The following is a 16,172-nucleotide window of genomic DNA, read 5'->3' as shown; positions in this document are numbered from 1 at the left end:
CACCACACTCCGAAGGAGTGGACGTGGCGGCCACGCTGGCGGCGCTGGACGCAGGATGCAACGACCCCGCCCTGCCGGCGGAGACCCGTGCACTGCTGCAACAGGCACGCGACGCCGTGCTGGCGGCACGGGAAGAAGCCGCAGCGGCCCGGCTGCGCTACCACGCCCTGTTCGACGCCGTTCCCGACCCGGTCAGCATCCTCGACGCGGACGGAATCGTGCTCGATCTCAATCGCGCCGGGCTGGCGGCCTACCGGCGCGCACGCGAGGAGATCGTCGGCCGCCCGATCCACGTGCTCAACCCCGACCTGGCGCACGACCACCTGGGACCGGTCTGGGAGACGCTCAACCGCGGCGGCACCTACGTGATCGAAGTGTCCAACATGCGCGCCGATGGCAGCCGCTTCCCGGTCGAGGTGCATTCGGCCGGGTTCGAGCACGACGGCCGCAACTGCATCGTCGCCGTGGCCCGCGACCTCAGTGGCCGCCGTGACGCCGAGTTGCGCTACCGCGAGCTGATGGAAACCATCGACACCGGCATCCTGGTGCGAGACGCAGAAGGCCTGATCACCCATGCCAACGCCGCGGCAATGCGGTTGTTCGGCATCGCCCCGGGCCAGCGCGCCGACATCGCGATGGCACACGACCAGTGGTACGTGGTCGACGAGAGCGGACGCGAACTTCCGCGCGACGAGTGGCCCGCTGCCCGCGCCCTGCGTCATGGCCGGCCGGTGGGCAGCGTGCTGCTCGGCTACTACCATCGCCGACGCCGGACCTTGACCTGGTTCTCCGTCACGGCGGTGCCGCAGTTCGGACCGGGCAGTGATCGCGTGCAGCAGGTGCTATCGCTGTTCTCCGATGTCACCGCGCTAAAGCGCGACAGCACCCTGTTCGACCGGGCCCAGGCGATGGCCCACATCGGTGGCTGGGAATGGGATACCGGCCGCGACCGGCTCTACCTCACCACCGAATCGCGTCGGATCATCGGCCGCGACCCGGCGCCCCGCACCATCGACGACCTGCTCGACTGCCTGGTCGACACCGACCGCGCGCAGCTGCGACAGGCGCTCGACGTCGCGATGGATACCGGCCACACGCTCGACCTTGAACTGCAGGGCATGCGTCCCGACGGCGAGCCGTTCTGGGTGCGCGCTATCGGCGAGGCCGAGGCCGGCGGGCCGCTCAGCAAGCGGCTGACGGGGACGCTGCAGGACATTACCGACCGCAAGCGCGCCGAGGAGCACCTGCGGGTGCGCGCGCGCACCGATCCGCTCACCGGCCTGCTCAACCGCGACGCCGTCCGCAGCGAGATCGACGCGCGCCTGGCCAACCCGGCGTGCGAGCGCCTGGCCGTGCTGTACATCGATCTGGACCGTTTCAAGATCGTCAACGACGTACTGGGCCACGCCGCCGGCGACCGGCTGCTCGCTTCGGCTGCCCGCCGCATCCGGCGCGCGGTCGGTGGCGAGGGGCTGATCGCCCGCTTCGGCGGCGACGAATTCCTGGTGACCTGCGCGCTGGATGACGACCCGGACCGCGCGGCACGACTGGCGCGCGCGATCCTGGAGATCTTCGGCGACAGCTTCAGCCTCGACGGCGAAGAGTTCGCCATCACCGCGAGCATCGGCATCGCGCAGGCGCCGGCCGACGGAACCACGTCGCAACAGCTGATCCAGGATGCGGACGTGGCGATGTACGACAGCAAGCGCCGCGGTCGCAATGGCTGGCAGGCGTTCACGGCGGAGCTGGCCGAACAACAGCAGGAGCGACTGCAACTGGAGACCCAGTTGCGCCGGGCGGTCGGCAACGACGAGTTCCACCTCGTCTACCAGCCACAGGTCGAGCTGGCCACGGGTCGGCTGGTGGCGGTGGAGTCGCTGATCCGCTGGACCAATCCGGCGCTCGGGCAGATGCAGCCCAGCCGGTTCATCGACCACGCCGAGACCACCGGCGACATCGTCGGCATCGGCGGGTGGGTGCTCAAGCAGGCCTGCCGCCAGCTGCGCGACTGGCGCAGTGCGGGACTGGCGATCGAGCGCATCGCGGTCAATGTCTCGTACCGGCAGTTCCTCGGGGAGGACCTGGCCGGCAACGTGCGCGCGGCGCTGGAGGAAACCGGCCTGCCCGGCCACGCACTCGAGCTGGAATTCACCGAGCGGGTGCTGATCGAAGACGAGCCCGAAACACTGCGCACCTTCGCCGCCCTGCGCGAGCTTGGGGTGATGCTGACCATCGATGATTTCGGCGAGGGCTACAGCGCGCTCAACTACCTGCGCCGGCTGCCCATCCACGGCCTGAAGCTGAGCCAGTTGTTCGTCCAGGGCGTGCCGGACAACGCCTCCGACGTGGCCGTGTGCGAGGCGGTCACCGGCATCGCCCGCAGCCTGAAGCTTGGGCTGGTGGCGGAAGGCGTGGAAAGCCACGCGCAGCGCGAGTTCCTGCTGGGCCTGGGGGTCGCGATCGGCCAGGGTTTCCTGTTTGCCCCCGGGCTGGCCCCGGCGGAAGTGCAGGCGCGCTACCTGCCTTAGAATCGCCGTCTCATTCTGTTCCGCGAGACTCCCATGCAGCTTTCCGATACCCGCGCCATCGTCACCGGCGGTGTTTCCGGCCTTGGCCTGGCCGTCGCCCGCCACCTGGTCAAGCACGGCGGCAAGGTCGCCCTGTTCGACGTCAACGAGGACAAGGGTGGGGCAGCGGTCGCCGAACTGGGCGAGGCGAACGCACGGTTCTTCCGGACCGACGTGTCCGACGAGGCGGGCGTCGTTGCCAACGTCGCGGCGGCGAAGGATTTCCTCGGCGGCCTCAATGTCGCGGTCAACTGCGCCGGCATCCTCGGCGCTGGCCGCGTGCTCGGTCGCGAGGCACCGATGCCGCTGTCGCAGTTCCAGTCCACGGTGATGGTCAACCTGGTTGGCAGCTTCAACGTCGCCAAGGCCGCCGCCGACGTGATGCAGCACAACGAGGCCGGCACCGACGGCGAGCGCGGCGTGATCGTCAACACCGCTTCGGTCGCCGCCTACGAGGGCCAGATCGGCCAGGCCGCGTATTCGGCGTCCAAGGGCGGCGTGGTCGGCATGACCCTGCCGATGGCGCGCGAACTGGCGCGGTTCGGCATCCGGGTGATGACGATCGCCCCGGGCGTGTTCTGGACCCCAATGGTCGACGGCATGCCCGAGAGCGTGCAGCAGTCGCTGGCCGCCACCATCCCGTTCCCGTCGCGGCTGGGACAGCCGGAGGAGTTCGCCGACCTGGTCGCCTACATCCTCGGCAACACCTATCTCAACGGCGAAACGATCCGCCTCGACGGCGCGACCCGCCTGGCGCCGAAGTAAGGGCGCCCTGCCATCCCTGTAGGAGCGACGTGAGTCGCGAGCCGCCGAACGCCCTGGGCCGCGTACCGGTCGCGACTTACGTCGCTCCTACAAGACATCCCCTGCAACAGATGCTCCTCCCGGAGCCCGAACTCCCATCCGGAACCCGCATGAAAGCCTACGACGTCAAGAAAGGTAACGTGGTCGAACACAACAACACCGTGTACCAGGTGCGCGACATCGAGCGCAGCTCGCCGCAGGGGCGTGGCGGCAACGTCAAGTTCCGTTTCACCATGTATTCGGTGCCGGGCGGCAACAAGCTCGACCTCAGCCTCGGCGGCGACGACGAGCTCAAGGAAGTCGAGCTGAGCCGCCGGCAGGCGACGTTCTCCTACAAGGACGGCGACGCTTTCGTGTTCCTAGACGACGAGGACTACACCCCGTACACGCTTGACGCGGACGTGGTCGGCGACGACGCCGGTTACATCGTCGACGAGCTGTCGGGCTGCTACGTGCAGATCATCGACGACCAGCCGGTCGCACTGCAGTTGCCGCAGACCGTGGCGATCGAAGTCGTCGAGACCCCGCCGGAGCTCAAGGGCGGCACGGCCACCAAGCGCCCGAAGCCGGCCAAGCTGTCGACCGGCCTGGAGATCATGGTCCCCGAGTACATCGCCAACGGCGAGCGCGTGCTGGTCAACACCACCAGTGGCGAGTTCTCCGGCCGCGCGGACTGAGGCGGCTCAGGCGGTGCGCGCAAGCCACTTTCGCGCCATCCGCCGCAACGATTCATCCGCAGCCGGGTCTGCCTCGATCGCGGCGATGTCGCGCCAGGCCAGGTCGAGCGATTCGTGGCCGACAACAAACGCTTCGCTCCCCGTCGCCCGCACTACGTAGCGCGCGTCGTAATGCCAGTGGCCCGGCACGTCACCGCGTGACGGGATCCAGTGGCGGTCCAGGTCGAACAGGCCGCCCTCCACCACCAGGTCCGTCAGCCCCGACTCTTCTTCGGCCTCGCGTAGCGCGACGTCGGCCAGGTCGGTATCGCCATCGGCGTGGCCCCCCAGCTGCAGCCACCGGCCAAGCTTCCGGTGGTGGGTCAGTAACACCCGGCGTCCTTCGCGATCGACCAGCCAGCTCGACGCGGTGAAGTGGCCCTCGAGCCGCTCGCGCACGAACGCGTGCGTGTCGTTCGGACTCTCATCCAACAGGCCGGTGAACTGCGCCGCGACCTCGCTCTCGTCGGGCCAGGACCGCAGGTAGTCGGCCAGGGCCGAGCGGATGGGTACGTGGAGGTGGTTGTCGCTGTCACGCATACGTGCCGGTACGTTTGGAGGCGCCTTCGGCAAGCGCCCGGGTCGCTGATTATCCAGTGGTTCGCGCGCCCCGTGGACCGTGCCGAAGGTGGCTTGCCGCTCGTTTCTTGGCTGGGGTAAGGTGGCCCGCCACCTCGCCGCGCGTCCGCGCTGGCGGACCATCGACGCGGACGCCGCAGCGCGGCTGTCACCTGGGGATCCGGATGTTCAAGAATGTTCTAGCGACCAAGCCGATCGAGCCGGCAGGCCACGTCGACGCCGGTGAACCGTTCGAAGGCAGCTTGGAGGGCGAAGCCGACCTCAAGCGCACCCTCACCGGGACCCAGCTGATCCTGCTGGGCGTGGGCGCGGTGATCGGCGCGGGCATCTTCGTGCTGACCGGCCAGGCCGCCGCCGAGCACGCCGGCCCGGCGATCATGCTCAGCTTCGTCATCGCCGGCATCGCCTGTGCATTCGCGGGCCTGTGCTACGCCGAGTTCGCCGCGATGCTGCCGGTGTCGGGCAGTGCCTATTCGTATTCGTACGCCACCCTGGGCGAAGGCGTCGCCTGGTTCATCGGCTGGTGCCTGGTGCTGGAGTACCTGTTCGCTTCATCGACGGTCGCGGTGGGCTGGTCGGGTTACCTCAATGCCTTCCTTACCAACTTCGACCTAGCACTACCCGCGGCGCTGGCCAGCGCGCCGTTCGCGGTGGAGGGCGGTGACTTCGTCCGCACCGGCACGCTCATCAACCTCCCGGCGGTGCTGATCATCGCGTTCGTCACCGGCGTGGGCTACGTGGGCATCACCCAGTCGGCGTTCGTCAACGGCATCATCGTTGCGATCAAGGTGACCGTGATCCTGCTGTTCATCGCGTTCGGCGCGCAGTACGTCGATCCGGGCAACTGGGAACCCTTCATCCCCGCCAACGAGGGTCCCGGCCGCTTCGGCGTGGACGGCGTGATGCGCGCGGCGGCGATCGTGTTCTTCGCCTACATCGGCTTCGACGCGGTCTCCACCGCGGCGGGCGAGGCCAAGAACCCGCAGAAGGACATGCCGGTCGGCATCCTCGGCTCGCTGGTGGTCTGCACCCTGCTCTACATCGTGGTCTGCGCGGTACTGACCGGCATGATGGATTACCGCCTGCTGGGCACGCCCGAACCGGTGTCGACGGCGCTCAACAACTACCCGTCGCTGGGCTGGCTGCAGACGCTGGTGGAGATCGCGGCGATCGCCGGTCTGTCCTCGGTGATCCTGGTCATGCTGATGGCGCAGCCGCGCATCTTCTACAGCATGTCGCGCGACGGCCTGCTGCCCCGCCTGTTCGGCAAGGTCCACCCGAAGTTCCACACGCCGTACATCGGCACGGTCATCGTCGGCGTCATCGCGGCGGTGCTGGCGGGGTTCCTGCCCATCGGGCTGCTGGGCGAGATGGTGTCCATGGGCACCCTGCTGGCGTTCGCCACCGTCTGCGCCGGGGTGCTGATCCTGCGCCGGACCCGCCCCGACCTGCCCCGCCCGTTCAAGGTGCCGTTCGCGATCCTGATCTGCCCACTCGGGGTGGTGTCGTGCCTGTACCTGTTCTCGCAACCGTTTGCCGAACACTGGCGGCTGCTGCTGGGCTGGATCGCAATCGGACTGCTGATCTACGTCTTCTACGGATACCGCCACAGCAAGCTCCGGCGCCGGGCCTGATCCGATGACCGATCTGCAGGCGCGGGAGCCGTCGCTGTTCCAGTCCTTGGTGCCGTTGGTGTTGCTGGCCACCCTGTTGGGCACGGCGGTCTACCTGTTCGGCGACAACGCGTCCTACGGCGCCAACCAGGTGGCACTGATGCTGGCCGCGGGCGTGGCCGCGATCATCGGTATCCGCAACGGCCTGCGCTGGGACGACATCCTGGAAGGCATGGTCGGCGGCATCTCGCTTGCCGTCGGTCCGATCTTCATCCTGCTGGCGGTCGGCGCCCTGATCGGTACCTGGATCCTCAGCGGGACCGTGCCCACCCTGATCGTGTACGGGCTCGCCCTGCTCGACCCGTCGTTCTTCTACCCGGCCGCGTGCCTGATCTGCGCGGTCGTCGGCCTGGTCATCGGCAGTTCGTGGACGGTGGCGGGAACGCTCGGCGTGGCCCTGATCGGCGTCGCCCAGGGGCTGGACATGTCACCGGCGATCACGGCTGGCGCGGTGATCTCCGGCGGGTACTTCGGTGACAAGATCTCCCCGTTGTCGGACACCACCAACATCGCCCCGGCCGCGGCCGGCAGCGAGCTGTTCGCGCATATCCGCCACATGCTGTGGACCACCGTGCCGAGCATCGTCATCGCGCTGGTGCTCTTCACCCTGATCGGGCTGGGCCAATCGCGCGAAGTCGCGCCCGACCAGGTCTTCGGCGACCTGCCGACGCTGCTGGGCACGCAGTTCGATCTCGGCATCCACCTGCTGATACCGCTGCTCGTGGTCTTCGTGCTGGCCATCCGCGGCTTCCCCGCCTACCCGACGATCCTGGTTGGCGCGTTGCTGGGCGCGGTGTTCGCGGTGGTGTTCCAGCCCGACGTGGTGGTCGCGCTCGCCGGCAACGAGGCGCTGTCGCGCCCCATGGCACTGCTGGCCGGTGCATGGAAGGCTTTGTTCGACGGTTACGCTGCCAGCACGGGCAATGCCGCGGTGGACGACCTGCTCACCCGGGGCGGCATGACCAGCATGCTCAACACGATCTGGCTGATCATCTGCGCGATGGGATTCGGCGCGGTGATGGAGCGCGTCGGCCTGCTGGAGCGGATGATCCGCAGTGTGCTCAAGGCGGCGCGGTCGACCGGTTCGCTGATCATCGCCACCCTGGGCACCGCGATCGGCGCCAACATCGTGGCCGCCGACCAGTACATGTCGATCGTGCTGACCGGCCGGCTGTTCCAGCCCGAGTACGCCCGCCGCGGCCTGGCCCCGGTCAACCTGTCGCGCGCGCTCGAGGACGCCGGCACCATCACCTCGCCGCTGGTGCCCTGGAACACGTGCGGCGCCTACATGGCGGCCACCCTCGGGGTCGCCACGCTCGACTACCTGCCCTACGCGTTCTTCAACCTCGCCGGACCGCTGGTCGCCGCGATCTCCGCCTACGCGGGATTCAAGATCCTGCGCCTGAAGGCCGACCCCACCACGACCCCACAGGCCTGAGTCCGCACGGGCCGGCCTGACAACGGAGTTCAACCATGGAAAAGACCCCGATCCACGGCATGTGGTCGTCACGCCTGGCCTTCATCCTGGCCGCGACCGGTTCGGCGGTCGGCCTGGGCAACATCTGGCGCTTCCCCTATCTCGCCTCCGACAACGGCGGCGGCGCGTTCGTGCTGGTGTACCTGGGCTGCATCTTCTTCGTCGGCCTGCCGGTCCTGATCGCCGAGATCCTGATCGGCCGCCACGGGCGCCGGAGTCCCATCACCGCACTGGCACAGATCACCCGCGAAACCGGCGCCCCAAGGGCCTGGGCCGGTATCGGCTGGATCGGCATCGTGGCCGGCGTGCTGATCCTCAGCTTCTACAGCGTGGTCGGCGGCTGGACCCTGCGCTACGCCTGGCTGTACCTGTCGCAGCTGTTTGGCGGCCCGGCCATCCTCGACCCGGCCGCGTCGTTCGGCGCGATGCTGGCCGACCCGGCGGCGCTCGCGCTCTGGCATGCGCTGTTCATGGCGGTGACCGTGGGCGTGGTGGCGCTGGGCGTGGAGAAGGGCCTGGAGCGGGCGGTCCGGTTCCTGATGCCGGCGCTGTTCCTCACGCTGCTGTTGCTGGTTGGCTATGGCGCGACCACCGGCCACCTCGGGCAGGCGGCGTCCTTCCTGTTCCGGCCGGACTGGAGCAAGGTGGATTCAGGCGTGCTGGTGGCCGCGATGGGCCAGGCATTCTTTACGCTGAGCCTGGGCATGTGCGCGATGATGACCTACGGCGCATACCTGCCCGCCAAGGTCTCGATCCCGCGCACCGTCGCCATCGTGGCGGTGTGCGATACCACCGTCGCGCTGCTGGCCGGCCTGGCGATCTTCCCGATCGTGATCTCCTTCGGCATCAGTCCCGAAGGCGGCGGTCCGGGCCTGATCTTCACCTCGCTTCCGCTGGCCTTCGAGGCGATGCCCGGCGGCATCGTCTACGGGCTCGCCTTCTTCGCGCTGCTTTTCGTGGCGGCGTGGACCTCGTCGATCTCGCTGCTCGAGCCGGCGACCGCCTATATGGTCGAGCGCGGCCGCAGCCGCAGGTCGGCGGCGCTGATGATGGCCGGGCTGTGCTGGGCGCTCGGGCTGGTGACGGTTTTCTCGTTCAACATCTGGTCGCACGTGCGCATGCTCGACCGTGACCTGATGGGCCTGATCGAGCTGGTCGCCAACGACATCATGTTGCCGTTGGGTGGCCTGCTCATCGCGTTGTTCGCCGGCTGGGTGCTGAAGGACAGCATCCTGCGCGAGCAGCTCGCAGGCATGCCCGCCTGGGGATTCACGGTCTGGCGCTGGCTGCTGCGCGTGCTGTGCCCCCTTCTGGTGCTGGCGGTATTGCTGAACGCGCTGCTCTGACATCCTGCCCGGCGCGCCCAAGCGCGTCGGGCGGCAGGCACCGCGGACCGGGCGGGTTTCGATAAACTCGCGCCATGGACACCCTCCCCTACGATCGCCAGCGGTTGAAACACTGCGCGGGCGAGATCATCCGCAATGTCCGCGAGCTGGCGTCCGCCGGCTGGACACCGGCGACCAGCAGCAACTTCTCGATGCGCCTCGACGATCGCCACGCGGCGATCACGGTGTCCGGCCGCGACAAGGGCCGGCTGGTCGAGGACGACATCATGGTGGTGGACATGGACGGCGCGCCGGTCGCGACCGAACACCGTCCGTCCGCCGAGACCCTGCTGCACACCCAGCTCTACGCGCGCTTCGGCGAGGTCGGCTGCGTGCTTCACACCCACTCGCTCAACCAGACGGTCGCCTCGCGGCTGTATGCGGGCGCGGGCCATGTGCACCTGGAGGGGTACGAACTGCTCAAGGCGTTCACCGGCAATAGCACCCACGAGACCGCGGTCGCGCTGCCCGTGCTGCCCAACAGCCAGGACATGCAGACCCTGGCCGCCCAGGTCGACGCGCTGCTGGACCAGCAGGCCATGTGGGGCTACCTGATCGACGGCCACGGCCTGTACGCGTGGGGCCGCGACATGGCCGAGGCACGCCGGCACCTGGACGCGTTCGAATTCCTGCTGGCCTGCGAACTTGAACTGAGGAAGCTGCACCGATGAGCCGCCTGCGCATCTTTGCCGAGGACCAGCCCGCCACGCCGTTGCTGGCGACTGGCGACCACGAACGCATCGCCGCTGAGCTGGCTCCGATCGGGGTCGGTTTCGAGCAATGGGAAGCCGCGGCGCCGGTCGCGCCGGGTGACAGCCCCGAGACGATCCTCGCCGCCTACCGCGCCGACATCGACCGGCTGGTCGCCGAGCGCGGTTTCAAGAGCGTGGACGTCGTCAGCATCGCGCCTGACAACCCCAAGCGCGAAGAGATGCGGGCCAAGTTCCTGGACGAGCATTTCCACAAGGAAGACGAGGTCCGCTTCTTCGTCGCCGGTTCCGGCCTGTTCACCCTGCACGTGGGCGACCGGGTGTACGAACTGCTGTGCGAGGCGGGCGACCTGGTGTCGGTGCCCGACGCCACGACCCACTGGTTCGACATGGGCCCGGAGCCGAGCTTCGTCGCCATCCGCTTCTTCACCGAACCCGACGGCTGGGTCGGCCATTTCACCGGCAGCGACATCGCCACGCGCTTCCCGCGCCTGGAACCGGACGGCAACTGATGGCCCGGGCGATCCTGACCGATATCGAGGGCACCACCAGCGGCATTTCCTTCGTCAAGGACGTGCTGTTTCCGTATGCCCGCCGCGCGTTGCCGGGCTTTGTCCGCGCGCACGGATCCGAACCCGGCGTCCGCAAGTGGCTCGACGCGGTGGCCGCCGAGAACGGCGGGGTGTGCCGCGACGAGATGGTGGTCGAGGTGCTGCAGGGCTGGATCGACCAGGACCGCAAGCACACCGCGCTGAAGGCGTTGCAGGGCATGATCTGGGCGGCGGGCTACCGCGACGCCGACTTCACCGCGCACATCTACCCCGACGCGGCGGACGGGCTGGTCCGTTGGCACGCGGCAGGGCTGCCGCTCTACGTGTATTCGTCCGGCAGCGTGCCGGCGCAACGGCTGTTCTTCGGCCACAGCGACGCAGGCGACCTGACGCGGCTGTTCTCGGGGTGGTTCGACACCGAGGTCGGCGGCAAGCGCGAAGCCGACAGCTACCGCCGCATCGCCGAGGCCATCGAACTGCCCGCCAGCGAGATTCTGTTCCTGTCCGACGTCGTCGAGGAGCTCGATGCGGCGCGCGAAGCCGGGATGGACACCGTGCTGGTGGATCGCCGCGAGGACTACCCCGAGGCACGCACCGGTGAGGCCACGGGCGGCCATCTCCGGGTGGAAACGTTCGACCGGATCGACCCGCAGGCCTGATCCCGTCGGTCCTGTCCGCGGCCCGCTACGGCGTCGCGTGCTGCAACCGGTAGGTCGTCGACGCCCGCTGTTCACCCTGCCAGCGGTCGAACGCCCTGACCTCGACCCGGTGTTCGCCGGCGGGGAGGTCGGTCGGTAGTGCGCCACGCCACAGATGGGTACTCGGGATCGCTTCGGGTGAACGGTCGTAGCCGCGCAGCTCGGTAGCGGCGTCATCGCGTGCGTTCTCGGCCAGCAGCCGAGGGTCCGGGCGGTCGACCTTCCGCATCGGCCGCCACTCGCCACCGTCGACACGGAATTCCACGCGGGTGTCGTCCAGCCCCATGTACACGTTGGCGTACACCCCCCACGCCGGGTAGGCGCCCTGGCGCAGCACGCGAGGTGCATGCAGGCCGATCCCCGGAGTGTCGGCCGGGTCCGTGCCCGTGCCGCCCAGCCGCGCGGGGTGCCACGCCAGCCGGTAATCGCCGCCTGCGTCGACACGCAGGGTCGCATAGCCGTTGGGCGTGCCGTCGGCCATCGTCGCGGTGGGGAGACCGGCCGCGTCCTTGACGCCCGACCAGAATGCGCCACAGGCCGCACCCAGGTTGTACTCGTGAAGCGCGGTTGCGCCGTGCCAGCCGCTGGCGGCGTCGTGGTGCACGTGCCGCTGCACGTGGCCATGGCCACTGAGCAGGAGCACATGTGGAAATGCCCCCAGCAGTGCGAACAGGCGTTCGCGGTCGGCTTGGCGGAAGGTCTCGCGATCCGGTGCCGGGTCCGTGTCGAAGAACGGAATGTGCGCCGCGACGACCAGCAGCCGGTCTTTCGGCACCGTCGGCAGGTAGGCCTCCAGGAAAGCGAACTGCCCGTCGCGCAGGCCACCGACGTAGCCCGGTGCCGCGCCCGGCTGGTACACCACGTCGTCCACCACCACGAAGGTCGCACCCGGCTCCTCCCAGGCGAAGGTGTCGGGCCCGAAGTGGCGGCGGAAGGTCAGCAGCGATTGCTCATCGCCGGGCGCGTCGAAATCCAGGTCGTGGTTGCCTGCCGCGTGCAACCACGGCACGCCAAGCGACGCGGTCGCACGGTTGAGCGCGGGGTACAGGGCCAGGTCGTCGTTGACCACGTCACCCAGGGTCAGGCCGAGCTGCGCATTGTCATGCCCGCTGCCACGCACCGAGGCAACGATGTCACGCGCGTAGTAATCGACATCCACCAGCGAAGCGGTCTGCGGATCGGCAAACAGCACGACGTCAAGCGGCCCGGCGGTGCGTTCGACCGGCAGCAGCCCCAGGTCGAACCGGGTATCGCCCTGCGCGGCAATGCCGCCGTATTCGAGCGGTGGCGAGCCGTCGGGGAGGTAATGGATCCAGAAGGCCGGCAGCCCTCCAGCACCGGTGGGAAACGCGTAGGCACCCGGCTTGATCGCAAACACGGTGTCGCCCGGTCGGGCCGCGATTGCGTAGCGGCCATCCACGCCGGATCGCACCAGCACGCGTCCGTTCGACAGGCCGACGCCCGCGATGCCGGCTTCGTCCGGGTCCCGCTGGCCGTTGCGGTTGGCGTCGGCGTACACCTCGCCGGTGATCAACGCGTCCTGCGCGGCGCGCGCATCGGGCGACGCGGCCAGGGCGAGGAACAACGCGGTGGCTGGCAGGCGCATCGACACGGGATGCCTGGTACCGCCGCTACGCCGTGCGCGCGGCGGCGAGGACGATGCCGTCGCTCACCAGCTGCACCGCCGCGGCCACTTCGCCATCCAGCGCGCGGTCGCGTTGCAGGAACGGGATGCGCTCGCGGATGGCGGCATGCGCGGCGGCCACGGCGCTGCCCGGGCGGAACTCGTCCGACGCAGACAACTCCGCGCGCAGTGCCTCGACCTCCGCCAGGAACCCGCCGTGATGCGCCTGCTCGGTGCGCGGTTCACCGGAGATCTTTTCCGCCAGCGCGGCCGCATCGCCGCGCTTCGCCAGGGCGCGGGCGGCGTTGATCATGTCGCGCCGAAGGTCCAGCGCCTGCGCCGCCGTATACAGCTCGAGCCCGAGGACCTTGCCGAGATCGTCCGCCATGGAGAGCACGTGGCGCGCCTCGTTGGCGCCCATCGACACGTGGTCCTCGGCGTTGGCGCTGGTCGGGATCGAGTACACCGAAGCCGGGTGCGCACGGCTGGCCAGGTCGTTGACGATCGCCGCCGCCGTGTACTGCACGATCATGAAGCCCGACTCGGTCGCGTCCTCGTTGCCGATCAGGAAGCCCGGGAGGCCGTCGTTGGTGGCCGGGTCGACCAGCTTGTTGAGGCGGCGCTCGGAGATGCTTGCCAGCACCGGGATCGCCGCCTTGACGTAGCTCATCGCCAGCGCCAATGGCATGCCGTGGAAATGGCCGGCCGAGATCACCTGTTGCTCGACGTGCTCGCGGTCCGCATCGGGGAACACAATCGGGTTGTCGGTCAGCGCGTTGAGCTCGATCTCGAGCACGCGCGCGGCCTGCGCCACCGCGTCGCGCACCGCGCCATGCACCTGCGGGATGCAGCGCAGCGAGTAGCTGTCCTGCGGCTGGTGCTTCTTGCCGCCGCGGAACGGGCGGAAACGCGTGTAGAACTTCTCGCGGCCGTGGCGCTGGTTGAGCGGTACCCAGTCCCAGCCGATGTCGAAACGCAGCGCACGCGCTTCGTCGTCGTCCCACGCGTCCGGCGTCCACGGCCGGAACCGTGGCACCAGGTGGTACGGGATGTCGGCCAGGGTCGACCCCTCGAGCAGTCGGCGCAGGTGCGCGGCCACCTCGACCTGCCCGGGATGCGGACGCAGCGCGTGCACCTCCTCGGCGAAAGCGCCGAGCCGACCGGCGAAGGCATCGATGGTCATCGCCGCGGCCAGGTCGGCGGTGTCGAGCAGGTCCTCCAGCTTCGACAGCGCCAGCACGCCGCAGGCCAGCATCTGCGCGGTGCCGTTGTTGAGCGCCAGGCCTTCCTTGTAGGACAGCGTGACCGGTCGCAGGCCTGCACGCGCAAGCGCCTCGGCACCCGGCAGCCGGTCGCCGCGGTAGAAGGCCTCGCCGCCGCCCAGCAGCACGATCGCCAGATGGGAAAGCGGCGCAAGGTCACCCGACGCACCGACCGACCCCAGTTGCGGCACCACCGGCACGATGCCGGCATTGAGCATCGCCGCCAGCGCCTGCAGGGTTTCCACGCGAATGCCGGAATGCCCGCGCATCAGCGTATTGATGCGGATGCACAGCATCGCCCGCACCACCTCCGGCGCGAACGGCTCGCCGACGCAGACCGCGTGGGTGACGATCAGGTTGCGCTGGAGCTCCTCGTGCAGCGACTCGTGCGGGTTGACCGCATCCGCGCCCGCCCCGCTGCGCACGCGGTGCGCGCCCAGCAGGCGGTCGGCGTTGCTGCCGAAGCCGGTCGACACGCCGTAGATCGGCTCCTCGCGGCGGACCTGCTCGGCCAGGAACTCGGCCGCACGCGCGACAGCGGGCAGTTGTTCGGTGGCCAGCTCGACCTGCGCCCCGTGGGCGACGGCGACCAGCCCCGCGCGGGTGAGCGAGCGTCCGTCCAGCCGCACCGGCTTCATGCCCGCGCCTCCATGTCCGGCTGCGCCAGCTCGACCCGCAATGCCTGCGCCAGCTCGGCGCGCGCGACCTCGAACTGGTCCGCGCGTCGCAGGTCCTTGACCGTGACCGTGCCCTTGCCGATCTCGTCGGCGCCCAGCACCGTCACGAAGCGGATGCCGGCCTTGTCGGCGTACTTGAACTGCCGGGCCAGCTTGGAAGGCTCCATCACCACCTCGGTATTGAGCCCCGCGTCGCGCAACTCGCGCGCAAGCGACAGGCAATGCGGAAGCGACTCGGCGTCCATCTGCGTCACCAGCACCTGCACGCTGCTGTCGGCGGTCTTCACCAGGCCGGCCTCGCGCAGCTGCCAGAACAGTCGGGTCAGGCCGATCGAAATGCCGACGCCGGGGAGCTTCGACTTGGTGTAGTGGCTGGCCAGGTTCTCGTAGCGCCCACCCGAACAGATCGAGCCGATCTGCGGGTAGTCGTCGAGCGTCGTCTCGTAGACGGTGCCGGTGTAGTAGTCCAGGCCGCGGGCGATCGAGAAGTTGAGCGCGTAGTCCGACTCCGGCACGCCCAGCGCGCGCACCAGTTCAAGCACCTCGCGCAGCTCGGCCACACCTTCCTGCAGGGCCCCGTTGCTCGGGTCGAGCGCGTCCAGCCGGGCCAGCGCGTCGGCATGGGAGGTCGAGCGGATGCCGACGAACGCGAGGATCGCCGCGACCGACTCCGGCGACAGCCCGAAGCCGTCGCCGGTCAGCGTTTCGCGCACGTAGTCGGCGCCGCGCTTGTCGAGTTTGTCGACCTCGCGAAGCACGCGCGCCTGCAGGTCCGGGTCGACGACGCCCTGTGCTTCGAAGAACCCGCGCATCAACTTCCGGTTGTTGAGCTGGATGGTGAAGCGGCCGATCGCCAGCTCGGAAAACACCGCGTGGATGACCGCCGGGATCTCCGCGTCGAAGCGGGTGCTCAGTGAGTCCTTGCCGACCACGTCGATGTCGCACTGGTAGAACTCGCGGAACCGCCCGCGCTGCGCGCGCTCGCCGCGGTACACCCGCTGCATCTGGTAGCGGCGGAACGGGAACGCCAGGTCGTGCTCGTGCTCGGCGACGTAACGCGCCAGCGGCACGGTGAGGTCGAAGCGCAGTGCCAGTTCCGGCAGGCCGTCGCCCTCGCCCTGCGCGGCCTTGCCCAGCGCGCCGGTCGACTGGACGAAGTACACCTGGCGCTCGGTCTCGCCACCGGACTTGGTCAGCAACACCTCCGACAGCTCCATCACCGGCGTCTCGACGGGCAGGAACCCGAAGCGCTCGTAGTTGCGGCGGATGGTGTCGAGCATGCGCTGGAAGGCGATCTGGTCGCGTGGCAGCAGCTCCATCACCCCGGGCGGGGTGCGCGGCTTGATCGGCGCGTGGGACAAGGCGGGCTCCAGTGACGGCGGTGTCGCAAGGGAATCGCGACAGTTTAGCGGCCCGGCCGGCGCACCGGCGCCTGGCTGACGATTGTGC

13 protein-coding genes are annotated in these 16,172 nt (G+C 69.1%); 9 read left to right on the top strand and 4 right to left on the bottom strand.

Features of this window, described 5'->3' with window-relative positions; all coding sequences use genetic code 11:
- The first annotated feature begins 23 nt into the window (after positions 1-23).
- The 3 genes from KOD61_RS05395 to yeiP all read left to right on the top strand — a co-directional run bounded on the left by KOD61_RS05395 (position 24) and on the right by yeiP (position 4,048).
- Positions 24-2,528: an EAL domain-containing protein gene (locus tag KOD61_RS05395; protein WP_251370671.1), complete on the top strand. Its 2,505-nt coding sequence runs from the start codon at positions 24-26 to the stop codon at positions 2,526-2,528.
- A gap of 33 nt (positions 2,529-2,561) precedes the next feature.
- Positions 2,562-3,332 carry an SDR family NAD(P)-dependent oxidoreductase gene (locus tag KOD61_RS05390; protein ID WP_215220008.1) on the top strand — a complete coding sequence of 257 codons (771 nt, stop codon included), beginning with the start codon at positions 2,562-2,564 and terminating at the stop codon, positions 3,330-3,332.
- Between the two features lie 149 nt (positions 3,333-3,481).
- Positions 3,482-4,048 carry an elongation factor P-like protein YeiP gene (yeiP, locus tag KOD61_RS05385; RefSeq protein WP_215220007.1) on the top strand — a complete coding sequence of 189 codons (567 nt, stop codon included), beginning with the start codon at positions 3,482-3,484 and terminating at the stop codon, positions 4,046-4,048.
- Positions 4,049-4,054: 6 nt separating this feature from the next.
- Here the strand turns inward: yeiP and KOD61_RS05380 are convergent, their stop codons facing one another.
- Complete coding sequence (locus tag KOD61_RS05380; protein ID WP_215220006.1) at positions 4,055-4,627, bottom strand: NUDIX hydrolase; 573 nt, start codon at positions 4,625-4,627, stop codon at positions 4,055-4,057.
- Between the two features lie 203 nt (positions 4,628-4,830).
- On the opposite strand from KOD61_RS05380, the gene KOD61_RS05375 reads away from it, so the two are divergent.
- The 6 genes from KOD61_RS05375 to mtnC all read left to right on the top strand — a co-directional run bounded on the left by KOD61_RS05375 (position 4,831) and on the right by mtnC (position 11,121).
- Positions 4,831-6,300 carry an amino acid permease gene (locus KOD61_RS05375; RefSeq protein ID WP_215220005.1) on the top strand — a complete coding sequence of 490 codons (1,470 nt, stop codon included), beginning with the start codon at positions 4,831-4,833 and terminating at the stop codon, positions 6,298-6,300.
- A gap of 4 nt (positions 6,301-6,304) precedes the next feature.
- Positions 6,305-7,777: a Na+/H+ antiporter NhaC gene (nhaC, locus tag KOD61_RS05370; RefSeq protein ID WP_215220004.1), complete on the top strand. Its 1,473-nt coding sequence runs from the start codon at positions 6,305-6,307 to the stop codon at positions 7,775-7,777.
- A gap of 35 nt (positions 7,778-7,812) precedes the next feature.
- Positions 7,813-9,162, top strand: a complete 1,350-nt coding sequence (locus KOD61_RS05365; RefSeq protein WP_215220003.1) for a sodium-dependent transporter — start codon at positions 7,813-7,815, stop codon at positions 9,160-9,162.
- A 74-nt stretch (positions 9,163-9,236) separates the two neighbouring features.
- Positions 9,237-9,872: a methylthioribulose 1-phosphate dehydratase gene (locus KOD61_RS05360; protein ID WP_215220002.1), complete on the top strand. Its 636-nt coding sequence runs from the start codon at positions 9,237-9,239 to the stop codon at positions 9,870-9,872.
- On the top strand, positions 9,869-10,423 hold the full coding sequence (locus KOD61_RS05355; RefSeq protein ID WP_215220001.1) for a 1,2-dihydroxy-3-keto-5-methylthiopentene dioxygenase: 555 nt from the start codon (positions 9,869-9,871) through the stop codon (positions 10,421-10,423). Before KOD61_RS05360 ends, KOD61_RS05355 begins: the two co-directional genes overlap by 4 nt.
- Positions 10,423-11,121 (top strand): acireductone synthase, encoded by a 699-nt coding sequence (gene mtnC / locus KOD61_RS05350; RefSeq protein ID WP_215220000.1) that lies wholly within the window; start codon positions 10,423-10,425, stop codon positions 11,119-11,121. The genes KOD61_RS05355 and mtnC overlap by 1 nt, the downstream gene beginning before the upstream one ends.
- Before the next feature lie 25 nt (positions 11,122-11,146).
- Here mtnC and KOD61_RS05345 read toward each other — a convergent pair whose 3' ends face one another.
- From KOD61_RS05345 to hisS, 3 genes are read right to left on the bottom strand one after another with little or no spacing between them, the layout of a single operon-like run.
- Positions 11,147-12,766, bottom strand: a complete 1,620-nt coding sequence (locus tag KOD61_RS05345) for a calcineurin-like phosphoesterase C-terminal domain-containing protein (protein ID WP_215219999.1) — start codon at positions 12,764-12,766, stop codon at positions 11,147-11,149.
- Positions 12,767-12,791: 25 nt separating this feature from the next.
- Positions 12,792-14,684 carry an HAL/PAL/TAL family ammonia-lyase gene (locus tag KOD61_RS05340; protein ID WP_215219998.1) on the bottom strand — a complete coding sequence of 631 codons (1,893 nt, stop codon included), beginning with the start codon at positions 14,682-14,684 and terminating at the stop codon, positions 12,792-12,794.
- Positions 14,681-16,042 carry a histidine--tRNA ligase gene (gene hisS / locus KOD61_RS05335; RefSeq protein ID WP_215220302.1) on the bottom strand — a complete coding sequence of 454 codons (1,362 nt, stop codon included), beginning with the start codon at positions 16,040-16,042 and terminating at the stop codon, positions 14,681-14,683. The genes KOD61_RS05340 and hisS overlap by 4 nt, the downstream gene beginning before the upstream one ends.
- Positions 16,043-16,172 lie beyond the last annotated feature (130 nt).

Source organism: Lysobacter luteus, from assembly GCF_907164845.1.
Taxonomy (GTDB): Bacteria; Pseudomonadota; Gammaproteobacteria; order Xanthomonadales; family Xanthomonadaceae; genus Novilysobacter; species Novilysobacter luteus.
This window is presented reverse-complemented; position numbering and strand designations above follow the sequence as displayed.